The following is a 26013-nucleotide window of genomic DNA, read 5'->3' as shown; positions in this document are numbered from 1 at the left end:
CGTGAACGACGCATCGTTCATCCCCACAGCGATCCTGTGGATCCTCGTGATCGCCGTGATCATCTTCGTGGTGGTCACCGTCGCGCGAGCGATCCGCATCATCCCGCAGGCCACGGCCGGGGTGGTCGAGCGTCTCGGGCGCTATCACAAGACGCTGACGCCGGGCCTCAACGTGCTCGTGCCGTTCATCGACAGGCTGCGGCCTCTGATCGACATGCGCGAGCAGGTCGTGTCCTTCCCGCCGCAGCCGGTGATCACCGAGGACAACCTCGTGGTCTCGATCGACACCGTCGTCTACTTCCAGGTGACCGACGCGCGTGCGGCGACTTACGAGATCGCGAACTACCTGGGCGCCGTCGAGCAGCTGACGACCACCACGCTTCGAAACGTGGTCGGTGGCCTCAACCTCGAGGAAGCGCTCACGAGCCGTGACAACATCAACGGTCAGCTGCGAGTCGTCCTCGACGAGGCGACAGGCAAGTGGGGCATCCGCGTCGGCCGGGTCGAGCTCAAGGCCATCGACCCGCCCATCTCGATCCAGGACTCGATGGAGAAGCAGATGCGAGCCGAGCGTGACCGCCGCGCCGCGATCCTGACCGCTGAAGGGACCAAGCAGTCCGCGATCCTCGAAGCCGAGGGTGCGCGGCAGGCGGAGATCCTCCGCGCGGAAGGTGACAAGCAAGCCGCAGTGCTGCGCGCCCAGGGCGAGGCCGAGGCCATCCAGAACGTCTTCAGCGCCATCCACCAGGGCGAGCCGGACGACAAGCTTCTGGCCTACCAGTACCTGCAGATGCTTCCGAAGATCAGCGAGGGGCAGTCCAACAAGCTCTGGATCATCCCCAGCGAACTCACCGAGGCGCTCAAGGGCATCGGCAGCGCGTTCACGCCGAAGCCCGGCCAGGGCCCGTCGAACACGCTTCCCGGCGCGTGACGCACCCGTACTTCTCGAAGACGCGGAATCCCCGAGTCCTCGCCCACCGTGGTCTGATCACCGCGGCGGGCGAGGACTCCGGCGTCTGGGAGAACTCCGCCGGGGCTTTCGCGGCCGCCCATGCCGCCGGCGTCGAGTACATCGAGACCGATTGTCAGGTCACAGCGAGCGGCGACGTGGTGCTCTTCCACGATGACGACATCGCACGACTCACCGGCGACCCCCGGCCGGTCGGCGAGGTGAGTACACGTGAGCTGCGCACCCTGTTCGAGGACCACGGGGGCCTGCTGACCGTCGCAGAAGCACTCGATTCCTTCCCGGACGTGCGGTTCAACATCGACGTGAAGACGTCGTCCGCTGTCGAGCCTCTCGGGAAGATCCTGGTCGACGACACGCACCGGGTGCTCGTGACGAGCTTCTCCGACGCCAATCGACGGGGAACGGTGGCGTCCGTGTTGCGGGCAGGGGCGGCGCTTCGTCCGGCCACGTCCGGAGGCAGCGCGACGATCGCCTCCCTGCGCGCGCTCTCGGCACTCCGCCTCTCCCCCGCGCGCATCCTTCGCGGCATCGATGCTCTGCAGATCCCGGAGCGCCACCGCGCGCTGACGGTGCTGACTCCTGCTCTTCTGCGGGCCTCGCACCGGCACGGGGTGGAGGTGCACATCTGGACCGTCAACGAGGCCGCAGACATGCGCCGTCTCATCGACCTCGGTGTCGACGGCATCGTGTCGGACCGCGCTGATCTCGCCCTGAAGACTCTCGCCCCGCGTTAGCGGCGACCCGCCTCATAACCTCCTCCGCTGGGATTAACCTGTGAGTTCCGCCGAGAACTCGCCCGCGTGGATGAAGCCCACAGGCTGGAGCGTTATACCTGACAGCGACGAGAGGACCACACAATGGCAGATCGCAGCCTGCGCGGCATCCGACTCGGCGCCCAGAGCCTACAGAGCGAAGAGGGCGTCGTTTTCATGGAGCGCCGTGAGACCACCTACACCTGTGACACATGCGGCCACGTCACGAACCTGATGTTCGCGGCGGATGCCGAGCCGCCCCAGACCTGGGAGTGCCGCGCCTGCGGTGCCGAGGCTCGACTGAACGTCGACGGCCAGGCCGTCACGCTCGAGGCGAGCGACGAGAAGGCCGCCCGCACCCACTGGGACATGCTGCTGGAGCGACGTACGCGCGCCGAGCTCGAGGAGCTGCTGGAAGAGCGCCTCGCCTTCATCCGGGCCCGCCGCGGTGCCGGAGAAGACCCGACCCGCGAGAAGATCGGCGCCTAGCGCCTCCTGGCGCGCCACCACCCGACGAGGAGCGCGCCGAGACCGCCCCACAGCACGACTGCCTGGATCCAGGGGCCCAGCACCACACCAGCCGTGAGGCCGGAGCGCAGCTCGACGTCCTCGAGCATGGCTCCGGCCTCATCTGCGTCCAGGCTCGTGACCGTGGAGCCGTCAGCACGGATGATCTGGCTCGTGCCGACGGTCGAGACGTTCACCACGCTTCTGCCGGTCTCGATGGCCCTCATGCGTGCAAAGGCCAGCTGCTGCAGGTTCTCGTCCGTGCCACGGAAGTCGGCATTGTTCGTCTGGAACACCAGCACCTCTGCCCCCGCGTTCAGGCCCTGCCAGATCACATCGTCGTAGATCACATCGAAGCAGATGGCGAGACCGACGCGGACCCCGTCGACGTCGACGATCGGAGGGTTCGAACCCGGCGTGTACTCCCGTTGGATGAGACCGATCAGCTCCGGGGCGAGCGCGTTGAAGAACGGGCGATCCGGCACGTACTCGCCGAAGGGGACGGGGTGCCGTTTGTCGTGCAGCTGCCTCGCGGTGCCGTCGAGGTTCCAGAGCATCGAGGTGTTGAAGAAGCGGTCGTCACGACCTGTTGGCGCGTTGGCGAGGAGCGGTGCGTCGATCCGGTTAGCGATGAGGGTCATCCGCCGCGCCAGCGCATCGCTCTGAAAAGGGTCCGCGTCCAATGACCCTTCCGGCCAGACCAGCAGATCGACGTCTTCGCCGTAAAGAGGGGCGGTCGCCTCTGTCTGCGCCTGGATCACCGCGAACGGCTCGCGATCGTCGAAGTACCCCGTCGGGCCGTTCCCCTGCACGGCGGCGATCCGCATCGAGCCGCTGGTCGCGGTCGGGAAGAGCGGGGTGAACAGCAGCACCACCACGAGGGCTGCCGGCGCGATCAGCCGCAAGGGCCGGCGCCATGCGCGCAGCCGCACGACTTCGATCAGCATCGCCACGACGAGCACCATCAGGAAGCTGAGCCCGCTCACGCCGACCCAGGAGGAGACGGACGCGAGGGGACTCTCGGCCTGACTCATACCGATACGTGCCCAAGGGAAGCCGCCGTAGGGCCAGGAGCCGACGAAAAGCTCGCGGCCGACCCAGAGGGCCGCGACGACCGTCGGGAGCCCCAGAAGGCGCCCCGCTGTCCCGGGGAAGGCTTTCGGGAGCCAGCGATAGGCGAACGCAATCGGGATGAGGGCGATCGCCGTCAGCACGCCCTCGACGACGCTCAGGGCGGCCCACGGGATGGGGCCGAGGTATCGCGATGTCCAGGAGACCAGGAGCCCGAAGAACAGGATGCCGTAGACCAGCCCGACGAGCAGCGCACCCCCGAACCGTCGTCCTATCAGCGCGAGCAGCAGAAGAGCTGTCGCTGGGAAGGCGAAGATCCAGATCGCGGCCTCCGGATACGCCAGATTCATCACCAGGGCGGCCAGTCCGGCGGCGAGCACAGCAGCCCAGAGGGGCAGGAGGGCGCCTTGTGGCGCGGTTTTCGAGGTCATTCCGTCCATCTCACATCGACGAGTAGGCGACGATGCCGCGGCGCACGCCATCGAGCGCGGCCCGTGCCGTTCGTGCGAGTGCGGCATCTTCCGCGACGATGGAGAGCTGATCGAGCAGATCGATCGTTTGCTTGGCCCAGCGCACGAAGTCTCCCGCAGCCATGTCGGCGTCGATCAGGACGCGGTCGAGCATGCCGCCGCGGGCCCAGGAGTGCATCGCCCCGGCCAGCCCTGCCGCCAGCGGCTCACTCCCGGGCAGGTGGTGATCCTGCTCCAGATCGTCGAGCTCGGCCCAGAGCGTCGTCGTCTTCTCGTATGCGGCCCGGAAGGCGCCTCGGGGCAGACCCCGCTCCCCCGAATTCGCCTCGTCACGGCGAGGCTCATAGACGAGGCAGCACGCCATCGCCGCGAGTGAAGGAGCATCCAGCCCCGACCACAGTCCCTGACGGAGCGACTCCGCGACGAGCAGATCCCGCTCGCCGTAGATGCGACGCATGGTGCGTCCCGCTTCGGTCAGCGCCGTCTCTCCGTCGACTTCGGTGAGGTAGTCGAGCGTCTCCAGTACCTCGACCACGCGGTCGAAGACGCGTGCGACCGTGCCGGTGCGCGTCTCGATCTGACGGCGGATCCGATCGGTCTGGCGCTTGAGCTTCCAATACCGCTCCGCCCACCGCGCGTGAGCTTCGCGATCCGGACAACGATGGCACGGGTGCCGCTGCATCTGCGTGCGCAACGACTGGATTCGCTTCATCCGCTTGTCGCGTGAAGCGCGAGGGGCGTTCGAGTCCTGCCGGTTCTTCTTCTCGAGGTCGCTCAGTTCGCGCCGGATGGCCGCGTACTCGGGGTAGTCCCCGTGCTCACAGGCCATCGCGCTCTGGTAGCCGGCCAACGACTCCTCGGCCTCGCGCACCTGGCGTGCGAGCCCGACGACGGCTCGATCTGCTTGGAACTGCGCGAACGACGATTCCAGGATCTGCCGCGCCCTGGGCTTGCCGAACATGTCGATCAGGTTCACGGCCATGTTGTAGGTCGGGCGGAAGCTGGAGTTCAACGGATACGTGCGCCGGGACGCGAGTGCGGCGACCGCCTGCGGATCCATGCCCTCGGTCCACTGCACGACGGCGTGGCCCTCGACGTCGATGCCGCGACGCCCTGCGCGACCGGTGAGCTGGGTGTACTCCCCTGAGGTGATGGCGACGCGGGCTTCGCCGTTGAACTTCTCCATCTTCTCGAGGACGACGGTGCGCGCCGGCATGTTGATGCCGAGGGCGAGCGTCTCGGTGGCGAAGACCACCTTCACGAGCTTGCGCTGATAGAGCTCCTCGACGACCTCCTTGAAAGCGGGCAGCAAGCCCGCGTGGTGCGAGGCGATTCCGCGTTCGAGGTTGTCGAGCCATTCCCAGTAGCCGAGCACACCGAGGTCTTCGTCCTGGAGGGTCCGCGTGCGCTCCTCGACGATGGCGCGGATCTCCGCGCGCTCCTCGTTGGACGTGAGCCTGATACCGGAGCGGCGCACCTGCTGCACCGCGGCATCGCACCCCACGCGGCTGAAGATGAAGAAGATGGCAGGGAGCAGATTCGCGCGTTCGAGCAGACGGACGACGTCGGGCCGATCCATTCGCTCGATGCGGCGCGCGTTGGCAGCACGGACCGGACGTCGTCCCCCGCGCGGCGGACGCTTCGCCTGACGTCCGGCATGGCGGTCGCTGCGGTACGACTGCGCCTGCCGGTTGTTCTCGTATGTCGTGCCCGTCGCGGAGCGGATCCGCATGAGCTCCTGGTTGACCTGCGCGGTGGCCAGACCCGCCCGATCGTCGAACAGCGGCAGCAGGTCGTCACGGACGAGGACGTGCTGTTCGAGCGGCACGGGACGGAGCTCGGAGACGATGACCTCGGTATCGCCGCGCACCGTGTCCAGCCAGTCGCCGAACTCCTCCGCGTTCGACACCGTCGCGCTCAACGACACCAGGCGGACGCGGGCGGGGAGGTGGATGATGACCTCTTCCCAGACCGCTCCACGGAATCGGTCAGCGAGGTAGTGCACCTCGTCCATGACCACGTAGCGCAGATCCCTCAGCGCCGCCGAGTCGGCGTAGATCATGTTGCGCAGGACCTCGGTCGTCATGACGACGATCCGCGCATTGCCGTTGATGTTGGTGTCGCCGGTGAGCAGGCCCACCTGATCGGCGCCGTAGACGTCGACCAGCTCGCGGAACTTCTGGTTCGACAGTGCCTTCATCGGCGTCGTGTAGAAGGCCTTGTCGCTCGATGTCTGCATCGCGAGATGGATCGCGAACTCGCCGACGATCGTCTTGCCTGCACCTGTCGGAGCAGCGACCAACACGCTTCGTCCACCCTCGAGTGCATGACAGCCGGCGACCTGGAACGGGTCGAGATCGAACTTCTGCAGCGCCGCGAACGCCGTTGACTGCGGATGCTCCCCCGCTTCCCGCGCGCGAGCGTACTTCTCCGAAGGCGAGCTCATGCCGGATCCGGCAGAAGCCCTGATGCCTCGTCACGCTTGCGCTTGCGCCGGTCGAAGATGAGCGAGAGACCGGCAGCGGCGAAGAACAGCACGATGAGGATGCCGGCCAGCATCAGCATGCTGACGACGTCTGCCGCGGGTGTCGCGAGCGCGGCGAAGACCGTCGCGATGATGATCGCGACGCGCCATCCCTTGAGGATCGCCCGTCCGGACATCACACCTGCGAGGTTGAGGGCGACGAGGAACACCGGCAGCACGAAGGAGATGCCGATCACGATCATCAGCTTGAAGATGAAGTCGTAATACTCCTGCGCCGAGTACAGGTTCGTCGCGCCTGCCGGGGTGAAGCTCCACATCAGCTCGATGATGTGCGGCATGATCATCACGCCGAGGTAGCAGCCGGCGAAGAACAGCGGAACGGCGGCGACCACGAAGCCGACGGTGTACCTGACCTCCTTGCGCGTGAGTCCGGGCATGATGAACGCCCAGATCTGCCACAGCCACACGGGTGCGGACAGGAAGATGCCGATCGAGAACGCGATGCGCATCCGCATGTCGAACGCGGCCGTGACGGTGCCGAAGTTGAGCGCGCTGAAATCGTCTCCGCGCTTCTCGGCGATGATGCGGACCGGTTCGGTGATGAAGTTGATGATCGGATCGGCGATGAGGAAGGCGATCACCATTCCGACGAGCAGGGCGAGCGCAGCGAACATGAGGCGCTTGCGCAGTTCGACGAGATGCGCGCCGAGCGACATCCGTCGATCCCGATCCGCCTTCGGCATCACGGTCGGTTCGATGGCTGCCACGGCCGGTCAGGCGCGGGGCGGGGTCTCAGGGTCGATGCCCGAGTCCTTCACCGTGGTCGGCTCGGCGGCTGCGGAGTCGGTGCGAGCGGCGTCGTCGTCCTTCATGGCCTTCATCTCGCCCTTGAACACGCGAGCCGACTGGCCCATGCTCTTCGCGAGAGCCGGCAACTTGGCCGCACCGAACAGGAGGAGGATCACGGCGAGCACAATCAGCAGGTGCCAGCCTTGCATTCCAGCGAACATGTCAGGTTTCCCGTCGTCGGTGAGCGTTCGATCCAGTCTACAGATCAAACCTCTGCTTCGGGCTGGTGATAGAGCGCGAGTCCCGCAGCAGCCCACTCCCTCGTCGCGGTACGGCCCAGCGCGGGCTCCAGCACCTCCATCGCCCCGCCGAAGCGCGCAGCGAGCCGCTTGATACCCCGCGGGTCCGCGAGGTGCAGCTGCGCTGTGACCGCACCGTCCACCGCGTCGGTGGTTCCGGTGGGCACGAAACCGCCGAGCAGCGGAGCCAGCCTCTCCGGCACCCGCACCGTGACGGTCCGTTCCTCCTCGAGCCCTGCGAAGGCTTCGGGGACGTGATCTCCCTGATGCGTGATCGGGATGTCGGTGAGCGCCGGCGCGCTGACCCGGTCGAGGTGGAAAGTGCGCATGGCCTTGCGCAGATGGCACCACCCCTGGAGGTACCACTGACCGTTGGTGATGAGGATCTGCATCGGATCCACGGTGCGAGTGGTCGGCGCGGCGTCGGGAGCCTGATACGTGAACGCGATCGCGACGCCCTCATGCAGTCCGCGGGCCACCGCCTCGCGCACCTCGTCGACGGCACTGGGGGCGACGACGACATCGGCGGGCGCGTCCGCCGCGCCACGGGACAGCTTGGAGATCAGTCCGGCGACGAGACCCGAGTCCGAGACGGCCGGGACCGCCGCGACCATCTGGAGCCCTGCGAGCAGCGCCGCAGCCTCGCGAGCGGTGAAGCGCGGGACGCGGCGCAGAGCCACATCGTTCGTGATCTCGATCACGTCTTCCAGATCGAGGAGGTCCCAGTTGATGTCGAACATCTCCTGCGGCTGCTGCCAGTACCCCGCTTCTCCGGGGAGACCGATCACGGTGAGCTTCTCCACCATCCCGCGCATCTCCTGCGGCGTGACGGCGAACTCCGCGGCCGCCTCCTCGAGAGAGACCTGTCCGTGCTCCAGGAGGTAGGGAACCAGTGTGAGATACAGGCGCACGCGATCGGCGGCGAGCAGGGGCTTCGAGCTCGCGCTCACTTTGTCTCCTCCGCTCCGGAGTGGGCGTTCACGACGGCACGCAGCCGCGAGATCACGGCTTCCCGCAAGGGTGCCGGGTCGACCACTCGTACTTCCGGTCCGTACGAGGCGAGCTCGTCGGCGAGGATGTGCAGGTCGACGAAGGGCACGTTGATGCCCTGCGTGGCCGGCGAGGCGCGCCGTCCCAGCCGCAACGCCGCCTCCGTGCCGGGGGTGACCTCCAGAAGGGCCGAGTTCTCGGCGGCGACGCGCTCCAGCCCAGCGAGTGCGCGATCTCCTGCGCCGTCGCGCAGCACCGGATCGAAGCTCTGGGGAGTCATGCGTACGGCCCCGACGATCCGGCTGAGCAGGAAGGTGCGGTCCTCCTCCACATCGACATCGATGCCGTAGACATGCCAGCGTGCCTCGTAGTCGACCAGAGCCAGCGGCCGGATACGGCGGCGGCGCGGCGCATCCTCTCCGGGCTTCAAGTACTCGAACGTGACCACCCTGCACCGCTCGATCGCATCCTGCAGAGGCGAGAACGCCGCATCGCGCGCGGTGATGCGCGGCGCGAACCCGATGATCGGCTCGTCGCCGTCGATGCCGAGGGCGCGAATCTTGCGGACGCCGGACTGCGCGTCCCCGGAGACCGATTCGGAGCTCCAGACGCTTCCGGCGAGCTGCAGCACCGCGAGCTCGGCCGGCGAGAACTCGATGTCGCTGGGGAGGTCGTACTCCGCCTGCGGGATGCGATAGCGCGCCTCGCGGAGATCGTTCGGATCCGCTGCGTCCCCGATGGTCTCGATGGGTACGCCGAGTGAGCGCAGCTCGTCCTTGTCCCGCTCGAACATCTTCTCGAGCGCATCCGACCGGGTACCGGCCTCGGCGCGCTGCCGGTAGCCGGAGACGTTGTCGAGGATCTGCTGCTTGGTCAACCCGATCTCCGTGGCCATCAGCGCCACGACGAGATTCGTCAGACGCTCCTCCGCGGGGATCCGGGCTGCCATCACGGCGTGGGCGCCGTCACTGCGCCCAGGATGTCGACGACGACCGCAGTGGCCGGAGCGTTCTCGGCGGCGGGGAAGACGACGAGGAGCTGGGAGCCGACCGTGGCTCCGACGAGCTGTTCGGCAGCCACGCTGACGCTGGCATCGGCACCCCACGAGCTCGTGGTGACCTTCTTGTCGTCCCAACCGACGCCCATGATGTTGGTGACGACGATGTCGTCCTTCTTCACCTTCGGACCGTCGCCCTTGATCAGCGTCTGCGTGGTGATCTCCTTGGGGGCGGGAACGTCGGGGATGATGACGCCCGGCGTGCCGTCGGGAGCGCGCACCACGGTGGGGAGTCCTCGCGCGTCATTGAACTGCAACGCGCCGGATGCCTTCGCCGGCATCACATCGAGCACGTCGATGACCGCCACGATGTTCTCCCCCTTGTCGAGTCCGAACGCCTGGACGTTCTGCTCGCCGAAGTCCTCCGGGGTGAGCACGGCGAGGACGCGACTGCCCTCGGTCGCGCATTCCAGCACGTCGGACAGACCGGCAGAGCGCTGCGCCCAGTAGTCGATGCTGTGCACGCGGCTCTGGTCGCCGTTGAACTCGGACTGGTAGAGCTTCTCGCCGCTGTCGCCGCCGTAGAAGGCGATATCGAGCACCACGGGCTGGAACTCCGAGCCCAGCGCGAGGCCATCGCCGACCGTCACATCGGCGAAGGCCGTCTTGTCGGACTTGACGGGCCCGAAGACCTCGACGTCGGGCAGCGAACCGAGGTCACCACTCACGTCGGCGACGTTCAAAATCTTGTCGTCACCACCGCGATCACAGGCGGCGACACCGTCGGATGCGGTCGCGGTGCAGCCCGTCAGGGCGAGGACGGCGAGGCTGAGGGAGGCCAGAACGGCGGACGTTTTACGCACGCGCTCCAGTCTATTCCGTCGGGTGCCCGGAATCGCGCGATGCGGCGGCAAGGCGCGCCCCTTCCGCAGCCTTCTCCGCCTCCCGTGCGCGCTTGCGGAGATTCTTGTCGCTGATCTCGCGGTCGCCCACGGCACCGGGGGTCCACGCCTCCACGTCCTCGTCGCCATAGCTGCTCTTGGATGCACGTCGCTTCACGGAGGGCGCGACAGCACCCGGCGCGAGCCTGCGCGCGGTGAGCAGGAAGCCGGTGTGCGCGACCATGCGATGATCAGGCCGCACGGCGAGACCCTCCACATGCCAGCCGCGAACCATCGTCTCGGAGGCATCGGGTTCGGTGAAGAGACCCGTGGCGCGGATGTACTCCGCCACACGGGAGAGCTGAGTGGCTGTCGCCACGTAGCAGAGCACGACGCCACCGGGGGTCAGCGCATCGGCGACGGCGTCCATGCACTCCCACGGAGCGAGCATGTCGAGCACCACCCGATCGACGGAGGCCGGCGTCACCTCGCGGGGAAGGGATTCCACGAGATCGCCGACCACGACGCGCCAGGTGTCAGGGCGCTCCCCGAAGAACGTCTCCACATTGCCGCGGGCGACATCGGCGAAGTCCTCGCGGCGTTCGAAGGAGATCAGCGTTCCCGTCGGTCCCACGGCTCGCAGGAGGGAAAGGGAGAGAGCGCCGGAGCCGACACCCGCCTCGACCACGACCGAGCCGGGGAAGATGTCGGCCTGCATCACGATCTGCGCCGCGTCCTTCGGGTACACGATCGCCGCTCCGCGCGGCATCGACATCGCGAAATCGCGCAGCAACGGACGCAGCGCCAGGTAGTCGTGCCCCGAGCTGTTCGCCACGACGGAGCCGTCGGGAAGTCCGATGAGGTCGCGGTGGCGGAGCACGCCCTGATGCGTGTGCAGCTCGCCGTCCTCGCGGAGCGTCACGGTGTGCAGGCGCCCCTTGGGGCCGGTGAGCTGCACGCGGTCGCCGGCGCGGAAGGGGCCACTCGGCCGGTTCGGGCTGGCTTCGGTCATCGGGCGGCTCCTGTCGCGGTTGCGCGGCTGTCGTAGAGATCGGTCAGGTCCACCGCGCCTCGGCCGTCCAGCGTGTCCCACAGCTCGTGCGCGCCGAGGTGGTCGAGAGGCACGATGTGCGGGACCGCGAGGGTGAGCGCGCCCGAGGCGAGGCCCGCTCGCACCCCGGTCGGCGAGTCCTCGATGACGATCACCTCGGCGATGTCGACGTCCAGAAGAGCCGCTGCCTGCAGGTAAGGCTCGGGATGCGGCTTGGGGTTGTCCACGTCGTCGCCCGCGACCACGATGTCGAACGCGTCGAACTCGATCAGGTCGACCACGTTGAGGGCCATGCGGCGCAACGACATCGTCACCAGCCCTGTCGGGATCCCCGCGTCGCGGAGGTCGCGGAGCAGTTCGCGCGCACCGGGGCGGAACGGGACGCCCTGGGTGCGCAGCGACTCCTGCACGACATCGGTGAGATGCGAGACGATCGCCTCGGCTTCCATGGCGACTCCGGCGTTCTGCAGGATGACCGCGCTGTCGATCAGGCCGCTTCCCACGAGCTGAAGTGCATCCTCATGGGTCCAGGAGCCTCCGAACGACTGGACGAGCGCCGTCTCGGCCGCCATCCAATACGGTTCGGTGTCGACGAGTGTTCCATCCATGTCCCACAGGACCGCGCTGGGCTTTCTGCTCACTGAACCCATGCTAGCCGTGGTGCCGCCCGCATCCCGCCTCCGCGGACTAGCCTGGAAGGATCACGACCGCCATCTCGAAGGGAGCCTCGATGGATGTTCTCGGTCCGCGCATCGTCATCGCCGCCTTCGACGGCTGGAACGATGCGGGTGAAGCAGCGAGCGGCGCCATCGAGGCACTGCGGAGATCCTCGGAGTACGACCTCGTGCATTCCGTCGACCCCGAGCTGTACTTCGACTACCAGTACACGCGCCCATCTACACGCATGGACGCCGAGGGACGACGCCAGCTGACCTGGCCGGAAGCAGGACTGTGGCGGCCGCGCGATCCCGGGCCCGGTCCCGAGATCTGGCTGCTCACCGGCGCCGAGCCCGCGCGCACGTGGCAGGCGTTCGCCTCCGAGTTCATCGACGTCGCGTTGCGTGACGACATCACCGGGCTGGTGACCCTCGGTGCGATGCTCTCCGACGTGCCGCACACCCGACCGATATCGATCTTCGCCTCCAGCCAGAACGAGCAGGTGCGCGAGGCGCACGCCCTGGAACGATCGATGTACGAGGGCCCGGTGGGAATCCTCACGGTGTTCGAGCACTTCGCCGAGAATGCGGGAATCCCCACAGCGAGCCTGTGGGCTAGTGTGCCGCACTACGTCGCTTCGGCGACTCCCTCGCCGAAGGTGACCCTCGCGCTGCTGGATCGGCTCGAGGAACTCACCGGCGTCGATGTCGACCGTCAGGCGCTGCGGACGGAGGCTGCCGCGTGGGAGGCGTCCATCGACGCCGCCGCTTCCGAGGATGAGGACATGGCGGAGTACATCCGCCAGCTCGAGCGCACGCGCGACACGTGGGACTCCCCCGAAGCGTCCGGAGACGCGATCGCGCAGGCCTTCGAGCGCTACCTCCGTCGACGGGACGACGGTCCGGGAGACCGCAAGCGCTGATTCGCGCTCAGGCTGCGATCACGCCGGTGCCGAGCAGCACTAGCAGCACGGTTCCGAGCAGGATGCGGTAGATCACGAACGGCAGGAAGCTGCGCTTCGAGATCCAGTTCATGAAGAACGCGATCACGCCGAGCGCGACGACGAACGCGATGCCGGTCGCGGCGAGGGTGTCGCCGAAGGAGAAGAACGAGGGCTCGTCCCAGCTCTTGAACACCTGGTAGAAGCCGCTGCCGAACACCGCAGGGATCGCCAGCAGGAACGCATAACGCGCAGCCGCGGCGCGCTCGTAGCCCAGGAAAAGGCCCATGGTGATGGTTCCGCCCGAACGCGAGACGCCGGGAATCAGGGCCAGCGCCTGCGCGAAACCGAATGCGATGCCGTGCGGGTAGGTCAGGTCGTCGAGCTTGCGGCGCTTCGCCCCCACGTAATCGGCCACACCGAGCAGGATTCCGAAGACGATCAGCATGACCGCGACGATCCACATCGAGCGCAACACGGTCTCGATCTGATCCTGGAAGAGCAGCCCGAGCACCACGATCGGGATGCTGCCGATGATGATCAACCAGCCCATCCTCGCGTCCGGATCGTTGCGAGGCGCCTTCCCCACGAGGGAGCGGAACCACTGGGTCACGATGCGTACGATGTCTCGCCAGAAGAACACGACGACTGCGGCCTCGGTGCCGATCTGGGTGATCGCGGTGAACGCCGCGCCCGGGTCCTCACCGGAGGGGAGGAACGTCCCGAGGATGCGCAGGTGTGCGCTGGAGGAGATCGGGAGGAACTCGGTGAGTCCCTGGACGACGCCGAGGATCAGTGCTTCGAGCAGGTGCATGGAGGGCTTTCAGGTCGGAGGAGGCACGGAGCGCGCGGCGCTCAGTACGTGCGCAGCAGATCGGTCAGCACCCGCTGGCCGAAGACAAGCGATTCTACGGGTACTCGCTCGTCGACTCCGTGGAACATGCCTGTGAAGTCGAGGTCGGCCGGGAGCCTGAGAGGTGCGAAGCCGTAGCCCGTGATCCCGAGGTACGCCAACGCCTTGTTGTCGGTACCGGCACCGAGCAGATACGGAATCACCGGAACCCCGGGGTCATGACGACCGATGCTGGCGACCATCGCCTCGACGAGATCCCCTTCGAAGGGCGTCTCCATCCCGATGTCACGGACGACCGTCTCGATGACGATCTCGTCTCCGACGATCTGCTGGAGCTCGGCCAGGACCTCGTCCTCGGTGCCGGGGATCACTCGCACGTCGATGAGCGCCTCCGCCCGCTCCGGGATGACGTTGTGCTTGTACCCCGCGGTCAGCGCCGTCGGGTTCGTGGTGGTGCGGAACGAGGAGCGGAGGAAGGCCTCGGCCGGCCCTGCGGCTGCGGCGAGAGCGTCAGGGTCGTCCGCGCTGCGACCTGACAGCGTGCTCAGCCCCTCGAGCAGCGCTCTGGTGGTCGGAGTCAGGCGGATTGGCCACCGGGTGCGTCCGATCGCCGCGACGGCCTCAGCGAGCTTCGTGACCGCGTTGTCGTCGTGCAGGCGGCTGCCGTGTCCCGCTCGTCCCTTCGCCACCAAACGGATCCAGATCAGGGCCTTCTCCCCCACCTGCAGCAGATAGGCGCGGCGGTCGTCGACCGTGATCGAGTAGCCGCCGACCTCGCTGATCGCGGCCGTGGCACCCTCGAACCAGTCCGGGCGGTTCTGCACGACGAGCGCCGACCCCTCGACCCCGCCGTTCTCCTCGTCGGCGAAGAACGCGAGAACGAGGTCGCGCTCCGGCTGCTCACCCGCACGCAGGATCTCGGCGACCGAGGTGAGGATCATCGCGTTCATGTTCTTCATGTCCACGGCCCCACGGCCCCAGAGCATCCCGTCCTGCACCAATCCGGCGAACGGGTCGACGCTCCAATCCTCGGCCATGGCCGGGACCACGTCGAGGTGCCCGTGCACGACGAGTGCGGGCTTTTCCCTGTCGCGTCCCGCCACTCGTGCCATGACGTTCGTGCGGCGCGGGATCGGCTCGTAGTACTCGACCTCGAGTCCGAGCCCCTCCAGGTAGGCCCCGACATACTCCGCGGCTTCCCGCTCGCCCTTCGCGTTGCCGCCGCCGAAGTTGGAGGTGTCGAAGCGGATCAGGTCGCTCGCGATGCGCACGACCTCCGGGAGGGACGGTTCAGTCATGGGTCCAGGCTATCGAAACGTCGCGCCACGCCCGGGCGTGCGCCTCGGTTCGAGAGGCCGCGGAGGACATGGTAATGTCATTCTTCGGTCGGCAACGATCATCCAAAACCTGCGCGGGTGGCGGAATGGTAGACGCGCTACGTTGAGGTCGTAGTGCCCGTAAGGGCGTGGGGGTTCAAGTCCCCCTCCGCGCACAGGAAGAAGAAGGCCCCGGATCCCAGGATCCGGGGCCTTCTTCGCGTTCCGCGATGCGGTTCGTCTTCCGCGATCCGGCGGGGACGCAGCGCCCGCCGGATCGCGGATCGTTCAGGCCGCGCCGACGCCGAACAGCACACCGAGCGCGTAGGTGATCGCGGCGGCCCCGAACCCGATGGCGAGCTGGCGGAGTGCCCGACGAAGGGGCGGGCCCCCGGACAGCACTCCCACCATCGCGCCTGTGCTCAGGAGGGCGATGCCGACGAGCACGAGGGCGACGATGATCGCCGTCGTGCCCTGAAGCCCGAAGATCCACGGCAGCACGGGGATGATCGCCCCGGAGGCGAACAGGAGGAAGCTGGAGATGGCCGCCGTCCAGTCGCTGCCGACGATCTCGTGATCATCGCCGCGCTGGATGTCCACGGGACCGGTCGCCGCCTGACGCACGCCGGCCTGCGCCGCCTTCACGATGCGGCGTGCCCGCGCGAGGGATTCCTCCTGCTCCATGCCGCGGGCACGGTAGACGAGAGCCAGCTCGTTCTCGTCGATGTCGAGATCTCCCGCTGATGCGTGTGCGTCCTCGTTGGCCTCCGTCGCCGCGAGCAGTTCGCGCTGGGAACGTACCGAGACGAACTCGCCTGCTCCCATCGACAGTGCGCCAGCCAGGAGACCGGCGATCCCGCTGAAAAGCACGAAGCCGGAGCTCACGCCCGTCGCGCCGATCCCGAGCACCAGCGCGAGGTTGCTCACCAGGCCGTCGTTGGCGCCGAACACCGCCGCGCGGAACGAACCGGACAACCGCCTGCGACCACGCGCAGCGAGTCCGCGCACGACCTCGTAGTGCACCTTCTCGTCTGCCCTCATGGCCGGAGTGGCGTACTGCTCCGAATCGTAGGGCGACCGTGCCTCAGCGCTCTGTGCGAGGGCGAGCACGAAGATCGATCCGAAACGACCGGCCATCCATCCGAGTAGGCGCGAGCGGACCCCGGCGCGGGGCAGACGCCGCGGTTCCTCACCGAGGAGATCGAGCCAATGCTGCTCATGGCGACGTTCCGCATCGGCGAGGCTCAGCAGGATGTCGCGCTCTTCGCCTTCTCGGCGTGCAGCGAGCTTCTGATAGACGGCGCCCTCGGCGCGCTCCTCGACCAGGTAGCGCGCCCAGCGCCGACGATCGGCGGGGGTCGGGGTGGCGGCAGCGGGGGCTGTCATGGATCCTCCAGAGATGGCGGCGCCCTATGCGTGGGCAACCGTTCAACGCTATCCGCGGATGCTCAGCACGACCTCACCCAGGCGCGGATTGACAGCATTTCGGGGATCCGAAGCGCCGTCCCTGCACGGGCGGGGCGCAGATCATGTCAGGACCGCACGCGCTTCCGAAGAACCTCGATGCGGGATTGCAGCTGCGTCACGGTGGCCTGCGCGACTGCCGGTCCTCCGCAGATGCGGCGGAGCTCGGCATGCACCGCGCCGTGCGGCTCACCCTTCTGGCGCGCGTAGAGGCCGACGAGGCTGTTCAGCAGCTGCCTCTGCTCCTTGAGGGTGCGGTGCAGGGGCGGGGGAAGCGTCGTCGACTCGTCGGGCGGTGTGGAGGCCTCACGTGCCTCCCGCAGGCGTGACTGGCGGGATTGACGCTGCATGAGGAGCTCATGCACGTGCTCCGGCTCGAGGAGACCGGGGAAGCCGATGAACTCCTCCTCCTCCGGGGTCCCCGGTTCGGCCAGCTGACCGAACTCCTGTCCTTCGAAGACCACGCGGTCGAAGTGGGCGACGGACGAGAGCGCCTGGTAGCTGAACTCCTGCGTCAGCGCGTCCGAGGTCTCCTCCTCACGGTTCGCACTCTCGAGCAGCGAATCCTCCAGGCCGTCGTCTTCCTTCGACTGCCGGTCGAGCGCATGGTCGCGCTGTTTGTCCATCTCGTTCGCAAGCCCCATGAGCACGGGGACCTGCGGAAGGAACACGCTCGCGGCCTCGCCACGACGCCGGGCTCGCACGAACCGGCCGATGGCCTGAGCGAAGAACAGCGGAGTGGAGGACGACGTCGCATAGACCCCCACGGCGAGACGCGGCACGTCGACGCCCTCCGACACCATGCGCACGGCCACCATCCAGCGGGAGTCGTTGGCGCTGAACTTCTCGATCCGCTCCGACGCCGTCGCATCATCGGAGAGCACGACCGTGGCCTGCTGGCCCGTGATGCTGTGCAGGATCTTCGCATATGCGCGCGCGACCGTCTGGTCCGTCGCCAGTACGAGACCGCCGGCATCGGGGACGTGGTGGCGGATCTCCGTGAGCCGTCTGTCCGCGGCCGACAGCACAGCCGGCATCCACTCGCCCTCGGGATCGAGCGCCGTGCGCCACGCCTGCGACGTCACGTCCTTGGTGTTGTCCTGGCCCAGGTGCGTCTCGAGCTCGTCGCCGGTGGTGGTGCGCCAGCGCATCTTGCCGGCGTACATGTGGAAGAGCACGGGCCGGACGACGCCGTCGGCCAGTGCCCGGCCGTAGCCGTAGTTGTAGTCGGTGCGCGAGATGCGGGCGCCGGACTCATCGGGGTGGTACTCCACGAACGGGATGGGCGCCGTGTCGCTGCGGAACGGCGTGCCGGACAGCAGCAGGCGCCTCTTCGCCGGCCCGTACGCGTCTCGGATGGCGTCGCCCCAGCTCAGCGCATCGCCGCCGTGGTGAACCTCGTCGAGGATCACCAGGGTCTTGGCGTCCTCCGTGAGATGCCGGTGCACCGAGGACTTCGCGGCGACCTGCGCGTACGTCACGACAGCGCCGTGATAGTGCCGAGCCGGTGCCCAGTCGCTGTTGCGGAAGCGCGGGTCGAGGCGGATGTGCACGCGTGCCGCGGCGTCCGCCCACTGGGTCTTGAGATGCTCGGTCGGTGCGACCACGATGATGCGGTTGACCTCGCCCATGCGCATGAGCTCGACGGCGAGGGTGAGTGCGAACGTGGTCTTGCCTGCGCCGGGTGTGGCGGCGACGAGGAAGTCGCGCTGATCCGCCGCGAAGTACTGTTCGAGGGCCTCCTGCTGCCAGGCACGCAGCTTGTTCGCGGTTCCCCATGGGGCACGCTGAGGAAAGGACGGAGAGAGCATCGAGTCCACGATAATCGCTGCCGGGGACACCGGATCACTCCCCGCGATTCCCGCGCGTGCCCTGCCCCGCACCGAGCCCTGCGGGTAGGCTCGGTCACTGCGTCGCGGTCACCGCCGCGTCGCTGATCGTTCGCGAAGGAGAGCTGGATGACCGACCAGGATTCGACTCGGACCCCTTACATCCCGAACGCGACCGCGCACCCGTGGCGCCGATTCGTCGCGGTCGGCGACTCGTTCACCGAGGGCATCGGCGACCCCGATCCGGCGCATCCGGGGAGCCACCGCGGGTGGGCAGACCGCGTCGCCGAGGTGCTCGCCGCGCAGGTCGACGACTTCGCCTACGCGAACCTCGCCGTCCGCGGCAAGCTGATCGCCCAGATCGTCGCCGACCAGATCGAGCCGGCCGTCGCGCTGCACCCCGATCTGGTCTCCATCTGTGCGGGCGGCAACGATGTGATCAGGCCCGGCACCGACCCGGATGCGATCGCGAGCCAGCTCGACGACGCCGTCGCCCGGCTGTCCTCCACCGGCGCCGCCGTGCTGTTGTTCACGGGCATCGACACCGCCTTCACGCCGGTCTTCCGCGCCTTCCGCGGAAAGGTCGCGATCTACAACGAGAACGTCCGCACCATCGCCGAGCGATACGACTGCATCGTGGCCGACCAGTGGGCGCTCAAGGTCGTGCAGGACATGCGCTTCTTCGACGATGACCGACTGCACTACAACGCGCTCGGCCACCACGAGGTGGCCCGCATGGCGTTGCGTGCCCTGAACGTGCCGAACGATCTCGAGGCCATGCAGCCCGAGCCGTTCCCGCTGCGCACCTGGCGAGAGGCACGCTCGGAAGACCTGGGCTGGGCCAGGGAACACCTGGTTCCGTGGGTGCTCAGAAGGCTCCGTCACCAGTCATCTGGCGACAACCTCGCTGCGAAGCGTCCGGAGCCCTCCCCCGTCGTCCTTCCCGGGAGGGACTGAGCGTCAGGCCTTCATCGCCCAGAGTGCGACCGCTGCCGCTGATGCCACGTTGAGGGAGTCGACCCCACCGGACATCGGGATCGTGACGACGGTGTCCGCTCCGTCCATGGCCTCGCGCGAGAGTCCGTCGCCTTCCGACCCCATGACCAGCGCGACCCGCGCCGGACGTGCGGCCGCATACGCGTCGAGCGTCACCGCGTCGTCGCGCAGCGCCAGCGCGGCGATGTCGAAGCCGTCGGCGTGGAGATCCGCGACCGCGGACTCCCAGTCCGTGATGCGCGTCCACGGCACCTGGAAGACGGTGCCCATGCTGACTCGGACGCTACGCCGGTACAGCGGATCGGCCCCGCCCGGAGACACCAGCACCGCGTCGGCGCCGAGACCTGCTGCAGCACGGAAGGCTGCTCCGACGTTGGTGTGATCCCCGATGTTCTCCAGGATCAGCACGAGGGAGGCGCCGTCGATCACCTCGCGGACGGAGGGCAGCTCTGGTCGGTGCATGGAGGCGATGGTGCCGCGGTGCACCGCGAAACCCGTCACCGCCTCCGCCACCTCGTCCGGAACGACGTACACCGGCACGTCGAGGTCACCGACGATGGCACGGATGTCGTCCACCCTGCGCTCCTGCACCAGGAGGGAGCGGGGACGGTGACCGGAGGCGACCGCGCGCGCGATCACCTTCGTCGATTCCGCGATGTAGAGACCACCGGACGGCTCCGACAGTGCTCGTAGGGCGGTATCGGTGAGGCCGCGGTAGTCGTCGAGACGTCGGTCGGCGGCGTCGGTCACAGGCAGGAGATCCACGATGTCCACTCTGCCACCGTCAGGACACGGCGCAGCACCGGTCGCTGGGGCGTCGGCGGCTCTCGTGGAGGCCCGGGTCGGCCTCGGCACCGTAGACTCGCTCGAGGAGGTCTTGTGAGCGTGTCCAGTCCCGCCGAGCTGTCGGCCACCATCGCCCACGCCGCCGAGCTGCTGCGCGAGAAGCGCATCGCACTCCTCACCGGCGCCGGCATCTCCACCGATTCCGGCATCCCCGCCTACCGTGGCGAAGGCGCGAGGACGCGCAGCGATCCGATGACGATCCAGACCTATCTGGGTGACGAGGCGGCGCGCCGGCGCTATTGGGTCGGCGGGCACCTGGGCTGGCGCGCTTTCGCGCGAGCCGAGCCGAACGCGGGACACATCGCCCTGGCGCAACTCGAAGCATCGGGGAACGTTTCCGGCGTGATCACCCAGAACGTCGACGGACTGCATCTGCGGGCCGGGAGCTCGCACGTCATCGAGGTCCACGGGACCATGCGTCGCGTGCTGTGTCTGCAGTGCGGTCAGGTCTTCGATCGCCGCGACGTCGCCGTGCAGATCGAGGAGCTCAACCCCTGGATCACCGTGCCGGAGAACGTCGCTCTCGCCCCCGACGGCGACGTGCTCCCGGAGAGCACGGAAGGCTTCGTCATCCCCGTGTGCACCGTCTGCGCGGGCATGCTCAAGCCTGACGTGGTGTTCTTCGGCGAGTACGTGCCACAGGATCGCTTCCGCGCAGCGGAGTCGCTGCTGCGTTCGAGCTCCGCCCTGATCGTCGCGGGCTCCTCCCTCGTGGTCAACTCCGGTGTCCGCCTCGTCGAGCGTGCGCGGCGACGCAACATCCCCCTGATCATCGTCAACCGTGAGCCGACGCGCGCGGATGCCTGGGCGCATGTGACCATCGCCGCGGGCACCAGCGACGTGCTCCCCGCCCTCCAGGAACTCCTCTCGTGACCCACCTCACCCTCGTCCGCCACGGTCAGACCGACTGGAACCTCGCGCGACGCATCCAGGGCTCCACCGACATCCCCCTGAACGAGAAGGGACGCGAAGACGCGCGATGGGCCGCGGAGAAGCTCGCGGCAGGAACCCATCACGCCGTCTACACGAGCCCGTTGCTGCGCGCCAAGGAGACCGCGGAGATCATCGCGGAGCGCCTGGGGCTGGAAGTCGCCGGCGTCGTCCCCGACATCCGCGAGCGCGAGTTCGGCGATGGTGAGGGCATGCTCGTGCCGGACTACATCGCGACGTATGGCGACTGGCACGCGGAGGTTCCTGGTGCGGAGTCGCTGCACGAGGTGGGAGAACGCGCGATCGAAGCACTGCACACGATCGCTCGCGAGGCGCGGCGTCGGTCCTCCCCGCGTGCGGAGTCGGTCATCGTCGTCGCTCATGGTGGCGTGATCCGCGCCGTGATCGACCACGTCTCCGGCGGCACTCTCCCGCGCGACGGCGAGGTGCTTCAGAACGGCTCGGCGCACCGGTTCGTCGCCGCACCGGGCTATCTCCGTCTGCTGGAGGAGACGCCCGTCCTCTGATCAGACGGCGCGGGACACGACCGAACGCGCGTGACGGAGGACCGGCTCGTCGATCATCCGTCCATCGAACCGGAACACGCCGCGCTGCGACTCGGCCGCAGTGAGCACGGCGCGCGCCCAGGTGAGCAGCGCGTCGTCCGGACGGTACGCCGCACGGATCGTCGCCACCTGGTTCGGATGGATGCAGGCCGTCGCACGGAATCCCGAAGCGGCGGCGTCGATCGCCTCCTCCTCGAGTCCAGTGAGGTCATCGAGGTCGATGTGCACGGCGTCGATGGCTGCTTTGCCGTGCGCACCGGCTTCGAGGAGGACACGCGCTCTGGCGTACCTGGCGATGTCGCGATACGCGCCGTCCGCGTTGCGCGAAGACGTGCCTCCCAGGGAGGCGACGAGATCCTCGGCCCCCCACATCAACGCGGACACCTGCGGGTCTGCGGCGATGCGGTCGGCTGCCTGGACGCCGCGAGCGGTCTCGCACAGGGCGATCAGCGAGTACCTCCCGTCGAACGCCGACAAGCTGTCCGCACGCTCGGTCTTCGCCACCATCACGGTGCGGAAGTCGGTCTGAGCCAGCGCCGCGAGGTCTGCGGCGAAGGCCTCGGTGTCGGGGGCGTTGACGCGGACGATCACGCGGGCCGGGTCGACATCGGCGGCGATCACGTTCCTGCGCGCTTCGTCCTTCGCCTCCGGGAGCACCGCGTCCTCGAGATCGAGGATGATCGCATCAGCCCGCTCCGCGGCTTTCCGGAAGCGCTCCGGCCGGTCGGCAGGGCAGAACAACAGCGCCGGACCGAGGTCGAACGTCATGCGGGGGATCCTTCCGGACGGCAGTGGACGAGCACCGAGCGGACGGCCGTGGCGACGACGGTACCGTCCTGGTTCCGGCCGGTGTGGGCGATCTTCACGATCCCCTGCCCCGGCCGGGAGGAGGAGAGCCGCTTCTCGACGACCGTGCTCTCGGTGTAGAGGGTGTCTCCCGCGAACAGCGGATGCGGAAACGCGACATCGCCGAAGCCGAGCTGTGCGACGAGGGTCCCCTGCGTCAGCTGCGCGACGGACGAACCCACCATGGTGGACAGAGTCCACATCGAGTTCATCAGTCGCGCGCGGAACGGCTCCTGACCGTCGGCGAAGGCCGCATCGAGGTGCAGGGCCTGCGTGTTCATGGTGAGGGTGGTGAACAGCACGTTGTCGGCTTCGGTCGCAGTTCGTCCTGGGCGGTGCAGGTAGCGGGCGTCGGTCTCGAACTCCTCGTAGTACAGACCCCTCTGGACGACGTCGTGCGTGCTCATACCGCCACGCTACCCGGCGAGTCCGAGACCGCGGGCGATGACCAGCAGCTGCACCTCGGTCGTGCCCTCGCCGATCTCGAGGATCTTGGAGTCGCGGTAGTGCCGTGCCACGGAGAACTCGTTCATGAAGCCGTTGCCGCCGAAGATCTGCGTCGCGTCTCTCGCGTTGTCCATCGCCGCCTCGCCCGCGACCAGCTTGGCGATGGCCGCGGCTTCGGCGAACGGCGTGCCCGCGTCTCGGAGTCGTGCCGCGTGATGCCAGGCGAGGCGTGCCGTGTGCACCCGTGCGCGCATGCGGGCCAGAGTGAACTGCGCGTTCTGCCGCGTGCTCAGGGCGGCCCCGAAGATCGTGCGGCTCTTGGCGTACTCGACAGCGGCCTCCAGGCATCCTTCGGCGGCGCCGGTCGAGAGGGCCGCGATCGCGATGCGTCCTTCGTCGAGGATGCTGAGGAAGCTGCGGAAGCCGCTCCCCCGCGTACCCAACAGGTTAGAGGCGGGAACCCGCGCGCTGTCGAAGGTGAGGGGATGTGTGTCCGACGCGTTCCACCCGACCTTGTCGTACGGCGCTTCGACCGTGAACCCCGGCGTCCCGTTCGGCACGATGATGGTGGAGATCTCCTTGCGCCCATCCTCGTTCCCGGTCACCGCCGTGACCGTGACGAACCGCGTGATGGGGGTCCCGGAGTTCGTGATGAACTGCTTCGAACCGTCGATCACCCACTCGTCGCCGTCGAGGCGCGCCGTGGTCCTGGTCGCACCGGCATCGCTGCCGGCCTCCGGCTCCGTGAGGCCGAAGCCCGCCAGGGCTCGCCCGGCGAGCAGGTCCGGCAGTAGCTCCTGGCGCTGCTCCTCCGAGCCGAAGCGGTAGATCGGCATCGCGCCGAGGCTGACCCCTGCTTCGAGCGTGATCGCGATGGACTGGTCGACGCGCGCGAGCGCCTCGATCGCGATGCCGAGTGCCATGTAGTCGCCGCCCTGTCCGCCGTACTCCTCGGGGAACGGTAGACCGAACAATCCGAGATCGCCCATCTGGCGAACGACGTCCATCGACAGCGTGTGCGTGCGATCGGCCTCGTAGGCCTGCGGTGCGACGACCGTGTCGGCGAATTCGCGCACCATGGCGGCGAGCTCGCGCTCCTCGTCGGTCAGCTCTTCCATGTTCAGCTCTCCTCCGTCGTCACGCGGGCGACCGGCTGGTCACGCCGCACCTGGTCGCCGACCGCGACCAGCAGATGCACCACACCGTCGTGCGGTGCCAGTACCGGGTGCTCCATCTTCATCGCCTCGATCGAGACGAGGGCTTCTCCCGCGGACACCGTGTCGCCGTCGGTCACGTGCACCGCCACGACGCTGCCCGGCATGGGGGCACGGCCCTCCGGCTCGGTCGCCGCAGCTCCCGAGTCGCGTGCGGACAACCGGCGCTGCATCCGCTGTCGCCTGTCGAGAGGGCGCAGGCGTCTCGTGCGACCTTCGTCCGCGACCCAGACCGCTCCCTCGGCATCGACTGCGGCCAGCACGCCCGCTCTGGAGGGGGAAGGAGACGCGTCATCGAGCTCGACCTCGTCGTCGTCGTCCGTGAGCGCGACGAACGGGGCATACGGCGCGTCCTGGGTCCCCAGGCGCCACCCGGGCAGCTCACGCCACAGCGGGCTGGTGCGCACCGATGCGGGGGGAACCGAAACGGCGTCCCGCGCCGCAGCCAACTGAGACGCCGAAGGCTTCACCGTCTCGAGGGGAAGCAGGGACTCGATGAGACCGGTGTCGAGATCGCCTTCGATGACCCGCGCGTCCTGGCACAGCATCCGCAGGAACGCGATGTTGGTCTCGACGCCCAGCACGACGGTGCGCGCGAGTGCCCGGTCCAGTCGTGCCAGTGCCGTGGCGCGGTCATCGGCGAAGGCGATCACCTTTGCGATCATCGGGTCGTAGAATCCGGTGACCTCGCTGCCGCTCTCGATGGCCGCATCCACGCGGACACCCGGCGGTGGGTCGAAGAGGAGCACCGTCCCCGTGGACGGAAGGAAGCCGCGCTCAGGGGCCTCCGCGTACACCCGAGCCTCGACCGCGTGACCGCGCAGGCGAGGTGTGACGTCCAGGGGAAGACCCGCTGCCGCGCGGAGCTGAAGCGCGACGAGGTCGAGTCCGGTGACCTCCTCGGTGACGGGGTGCTCCACCTGGAGCCGCGTGTTCATCTCGATGAAGAAGACCTCGTCCGGGGCGTCGGCGTCCACGAGGAACTCGACCGTGCCGGCCCCCACGTAGGAGACGCTCTCGGCGGCGAGCACCGCGGCGGAGAGCAGGCGCTCGCGCGTGTCGGCCGGGATCCCCGCCGACGGGGCCTCCTCGATGACCTTCTGATGCCGGCGCTGCAACGTGCACTCGCGTTCGCCGAGGGCGATGACGGTGCCGTGCACGTCGCCGAAGACCTGTACCTCGATGTGCCGTGGTCGTCTGATCAGCCGCTCGAGGATGAGCGCGTCGTCTCCGAAAGCGGCGGACGCGACCCGGCGGGCGGAGGCGAGAGCGCCGCGGAGCCCCGCCGCGTCGGCGACGACCTCCATGCCCTTTCCCCCTCCCCCTGCGCTGGGCTTGACCAGCAGCGGATATCCGACGGTCTCGGCCTCTTCGGCGATCTCGGTGTCGGACAGTCCCTTGGCATCGAAGCCGGGGACGACGGGGACCCCGTACCGCAGCACATGATCGCGGGCGCGAGCCTTGTCTCCCATGATCTGCAGGGCGTCGACGGAGGGACCGATGAAGACGACCCCGCTCTCCTCGCAGGCCTCGGCGAGTCCGACGCTCTCGGAGAGGAACCCGTAGCCGGGGTGGATCGCCTGCGCACCGGTGGTGCGCGCCGCGGCGATGACGGCGTCGATGTCGAGGTAGGAGTCGGCAGCGGGCGCTGGCCCGATCCGCACGGCCAGATCGGCCTCGCGGACATGAGGACTCGTCGCATCGGCGTCGCTGTAGACGGCGACGCTGCGGATGCCGAGCGCCCGCAGCGTGCGGATCACCCTGCGGGCGATCTCCCCACGGTTGGCGACGAGGACGGTGTGGAAAAGGACGTCGGACGACGTCGGTGTCGGATTCATGGACAAGGC

The 26013-nt window shown here is 68.1% G+C and carries 25 protein-coding genes and 1 tRNA gene; 8 read left to right on the top strand and 18 right to left on the bottom strand.

The genetic code is table 11. The features are described from left to right. Position 1: 1 nt before the first annotated feature. From FFS56_RS11155 to FFS56_RS11145, 3 genes are all read left to right on the top strand, one after another. The gene (locus FFS56_RS11155; RefSeq protein ID WP_046746996.1) at positions 2-931 is read left to right on the top strand and encodes an SPFH domain-containing protein; all 930 of its coding nucleotides are present in this window, start codon (positions 2-4) and stop codon (positions 929-931) included. Next, complete coding sequence (locus FFS56_RS11150) at positions 928-1704, top strand: glycerophosphodiester phosphodiesterase family protein (protein WP_046746997.1); 777 nt, start codon at positions 928-930, stop codon at positions 1702-1704. The genes FFS56_RS11155 and FFS56_RS11150 overlap by 4 nt, the downstream gene beginning before the upstream one ends. 123 nt (positions 1705-1827) lie before the next feature. Then, a complete protein-coding gene (locus FFS56_RS11145; RefSeq protein WP_021200565.1) occupies positions 1828-2211 on the top strand; it encodes an RNA polymerase-binding protein RbpA in 384 nt (127 codons plus the stop codon). Here the strand turns inward: FFS56_RS11145 and lnt are convergent. The 9 genes from lnt to FFS56_RS11100 are packed head-to-tail and all read right to left on the bottom strand — an operon-like array spanning position 2208 to position 11903. After that, positions 2208-3731, bottom strand: a complete 1524-nt coding sequence (lnt, locus tag FFS56_RS11140) for an apolipoprotein N-acyltransferase (RefSeq protein ID WP_233437417.1) — start codon at positions 3729-3731, stop codon at positions 2208-2210. The two genes, FFS56_RS11145 and lnt, sit on opposite strands and share 4 nt — an antisense overlap. Positions 3732-3741: 10 nt before the next feature. Next, the gene (locus FFS56_RS11135; RefSeq protein WP_127012190.1) at positions 3742-6216 is read right to left on the bottom strand and encodes a DEAD/DEAH box helicase; all 2475 of its coding nucleotides are present in this window, start codon (positions 6214-6216) and stop codon (positions 3742-3744) included. Next, positions 6213-6971, bottom strand: coding sequence for a twin-arginine translocase subunit TatC (gene tatC / locus FFS56_RS11130; RefSeq protein WP_045265395.1), 759 nt, complete (start codon positions 6969-6971; stop codon positions 6213-6215). The genes FFS56_RS11135 and tatC overlap by 4 nt, the downstream gene beginning before the upstream one ends. A gap of 57 nt (positions 6972-7028) precedes the next feature. Next, on the bottom strand, positions 7029-7265 hold the full coding sequence (gene tatA / locus FFS56_RS11125; protein WP_021200561.1) for a Sec-independent protein translocase subunit TatA: 237 nt from the start codon (positions 7263-7265) through the stop codon (positions 7029-7031). 44 nt (positions 7266-7309) lie between these two features. Then, a complete protein-coding gene (locus tag FFS56_RS11120) occupies positions 7310-8293 on the bottom strand; it encodes a WYL domain-containing protein (RefSeq protein ID WP_046746999.1) in 984 nt (327 codons plus the stop codon). Further along, positions 8290-9282 (bottom strand): WYL domain-containing protein, encoded by a 993-nt coding sequence (locus FFS56_RS11115; RefSeq protein WP_127012191.1) that lies wholly within the window; start codon positions 9280-9282, stop codon positions 8290-8292. Before FFS56_RS11115 ends, FFS56_RS11120 begins: the two co-directional genes overlap by 4 nt. Beyond that, positions 9282-10193, bottom strand: a complete 912-nt coding sequence (locus tag FFS56_RS11110) for a hypothetical protein (protein WP_046747001.1) — start codon at positions 10191-10193, stop codon at positions 9282-9284. The genes FFS56_RS11115 and FFS56_RS11110 overlap by 1 nt, the downstream gene beginning before the upstream one ends. Positions 10194-10203: 10 nt before the next feature. Further along, positions 10204-11223 carry a tRNA (adenine-N1)-methyltransferase gene (locus FFS56_RS11105; protein WP_046747002.1) on the bottom strand — a complete coding sequence of 340 codons (1020 nt, stop codon included), beginning with the start codon at positions 11221-11223 and terminating at the stop codon, positions 10204-10206. After that, complete coding sequence (locus FFS56_RS11100; protein WP_330998334.1) at positions 11220-11903, bottom strand: HAD family phosphatase; 684 nt, start codon at positions 11901-11903, stop codon at positions 11220-11222. Before FFS56_RS11100 ends, FFS56_RS11105 begins: the two co-directional genes overlap by 4 nt. Before the next feature lie 89 nt (positions 11904-11992). On the opposite strand from FFS56_RS11100, the gene FFS56_RS11095 reads away from it, so the two are divergent. Continuing rightward, positions 11993-12841, top strand: a complete 849-nt coding sequence (locus FFS56_RS11095) for a PAC2 family protein (RefSeq protein ID WP_046747004.1) — start codon at positions 11993-11995, stop codon at positions 12839-12841. A gap of 7 nt (positions 12842-12848) precedes the next feature. Here FFS56_RS11095 and FFS56_RS11090 read toward each other — a convergent pair whose 3' ends face one another. Together FFS56_RS11090 and FFS56_RS11085 are read right to left on the bottom strand one after the other, a co-directional pair. Next, positions 12849-13673, bottom strand: coding sequence for an undecaprenyl-diphosphate phosphatase (locus tag FFS56_RS11090; protein ID WP_017830635.1), 825 nt, complete (start codon positions 13671-13673; stop codon positions 12849-12851). Between the two features lie 41 nt (positions 13674-13714). Then, positions 13715-15010 (bottom strand): M20/M25/M40 family metallo-hydrolase, encoded by a 1296-nt coding sequence (locus FFS56_RS11085; protein ID WP_058631168.1) that lies wholly within the window; start codon positions 15008-15010, stop codon positions 13715-13717. 111 nt (positions 15011-15121) lie between these two features. Between FFS56_RS11085 and FFS56_RS11080 the strand changes: the two genes are divergently transcribed. Continuing rightward, positions 15122-15204: transfer RNA gene (locus FFS56_RS11080), tRNA-Leu, on the top strand. A gap of 112 nt (positions 15205-15316) precedes the next feature. Here FFS56_RS11080 and FFS56_RS11075 read toward each other — a convergent pair. Both FFS56_RS11075 and FFS56_RS11070 read right to left on the bottom strand, forming a co-directional pair. Continuing rightward, positions 15317-16414: a VIT1/CCC1 family protein gene (locus FFS56_RS11075; RefSeq protein WP_058631167.1), complete on the bottom strand. Its 1098-nt coding sequence runs from the start codon at positions 16412-16414 to the stop codon at positions 15317-15319. 146 nt (positions 16415-16560) lie between these two features. Continuing rightward, positions 16561-18303 carry a DEAD/DEAH box helicase gene (locus tag FFS56_RS11070; protein WP_058631214.1) on the bottom strand — a complete coding sequence of 581 codons (1743 nt, stop codon included), beginning with the start codon at positions 18301-18303 and terminating at the stop codon, positions 16561-16563. Positions 18304-18450: 147 nt separating this feature from the next. Here FFS56_RS11070 and FFS56_RS11065 point away from each other — a divergent pair, with 147 nt between their 5' ends. Beyond that, a complete protein-coding gene (locus FFS56_RS11065; protein WP_127012193.1) occupies positions 18451-19278 on the top strand; it encodes an SGNH/GDSL hydrolase family protein in 828 nt (275 codons plus the stop codon). 3 nt (positions 19279-19281) lie between these two features. Here FFS56_RS11065 and FFS56_RS11060 read toward each other — a convergent pair whose 3' ends face one another. Next, entirely contained in the window at positions 19282-20082 is an 801-nt protein-coding gene (locus FFS56_RS11060) for an RNA methyltransferase (protein ID WP_046747008.1), read from the bottom strand. Between the two features lie 120 nt (positions 20083-20202). On the opposite strand from FFS56_RS11060, the gene FFS56_RS11055 reads away from it, so the two are divergent. Continuing rightward, positions 20203-21036 carry a Sir2 family NAD-dependent protein deacetylase gene (locus FFS56_RS11055; RefSeq protein ID WP_231589650.1) on the top strand — a complete coding sequence of 278 codons (834 nt, stop codon included), beginning with the start codon at positions 20203-20205 and terminating at the stop codon, positions 21034-21036. Next, positions 21033-21620, top strand: a complete 588-nt coding sequence (locus FFS56_RS11050; protein WP_046747010.1) for a histidine phosphatase family protein — start codon at positions 21033-21035, stop codon at positions 21618-21620. Before FFS56_RS11055 ends, FFS56_RS11050 begins: the two co-directional genes overlap by 4 nt. Here FFS56_RS11050 and FFS56_RS11045 read toward each other — a convergent pair whose 3' ends face one another. From FFS56_RS11045 to FFS56_RS11030, 4 genes are read right to left on the bottom strand one after another with little or no spacing between them, the layout of a single operon-like run. Next, on the bottom strand, positions 21621-22427 hold the full coding sequence (locus FFS56_RS11045; protein WP_127012194.1) for a CoA ester lyase: 807 nt from the start codon (positions 22425-22427) through the stop codon (positions 21621-21623). It lies immediately after the preceding gene. Further along, a complete protein-coding gene (locus FFS56_RS11040; protein ID WP_061015221.1) occupies positions 22424-22912 on the bottom strand; it encodes a MaoC family dehydratase in 489 nt (162 codons plus the stop codon). The genes FFS56_RS11045 and FFS56_RS11040 overlap by 4 nt, the downstream gene beginning before the upstream one ends. A 9-nt stretch (positions 22913-22921) precedes the next feature. After that, the gene (locus FFS56_RS11035; RefSeq protein WP_269430547.1) at positions 22922-24076 is read right to left on the bottom strand and encodes an acyl-CoA dehydrogenase family protein; all 1155 of its coding nucleotides are present in this window, start codon (positions 24074-24076) and stop codon (positions 22922-22924) included. Continuing rightward, positions 24073-26004 carry a biotin carboxylase N-terminal domain-containing protein gene (locus FFS56_RS11030; protein WP_127012195.1) on the bottom strand — a complete coding sequence of 644 codons (1932 nt, stop codon included), beginning with the start codon at positions 26002-26004 and terminating at the stop codon, positions 24073-24075. The genes FFS56_RS11035 and FFS56_RS11030 overlap by 4 nt, the downstream gene beginning before the upstream one ends. Positions 26005-26013 lie beyond the last annotated feature (9 nt).

Origin of the sequence: Microbacterium sp. Beta (assembly GCF_005502545.1) — a bacterium.
GTDB lineage: Bacteria > Actinomycetota > Actinomycetes > Actinomycetales > Microbacteriaceae > Microbacterium > Microbacterium oxydans.
This window is presented reverse-complemented; position numbering and strand designations above follow the sequence as displayed.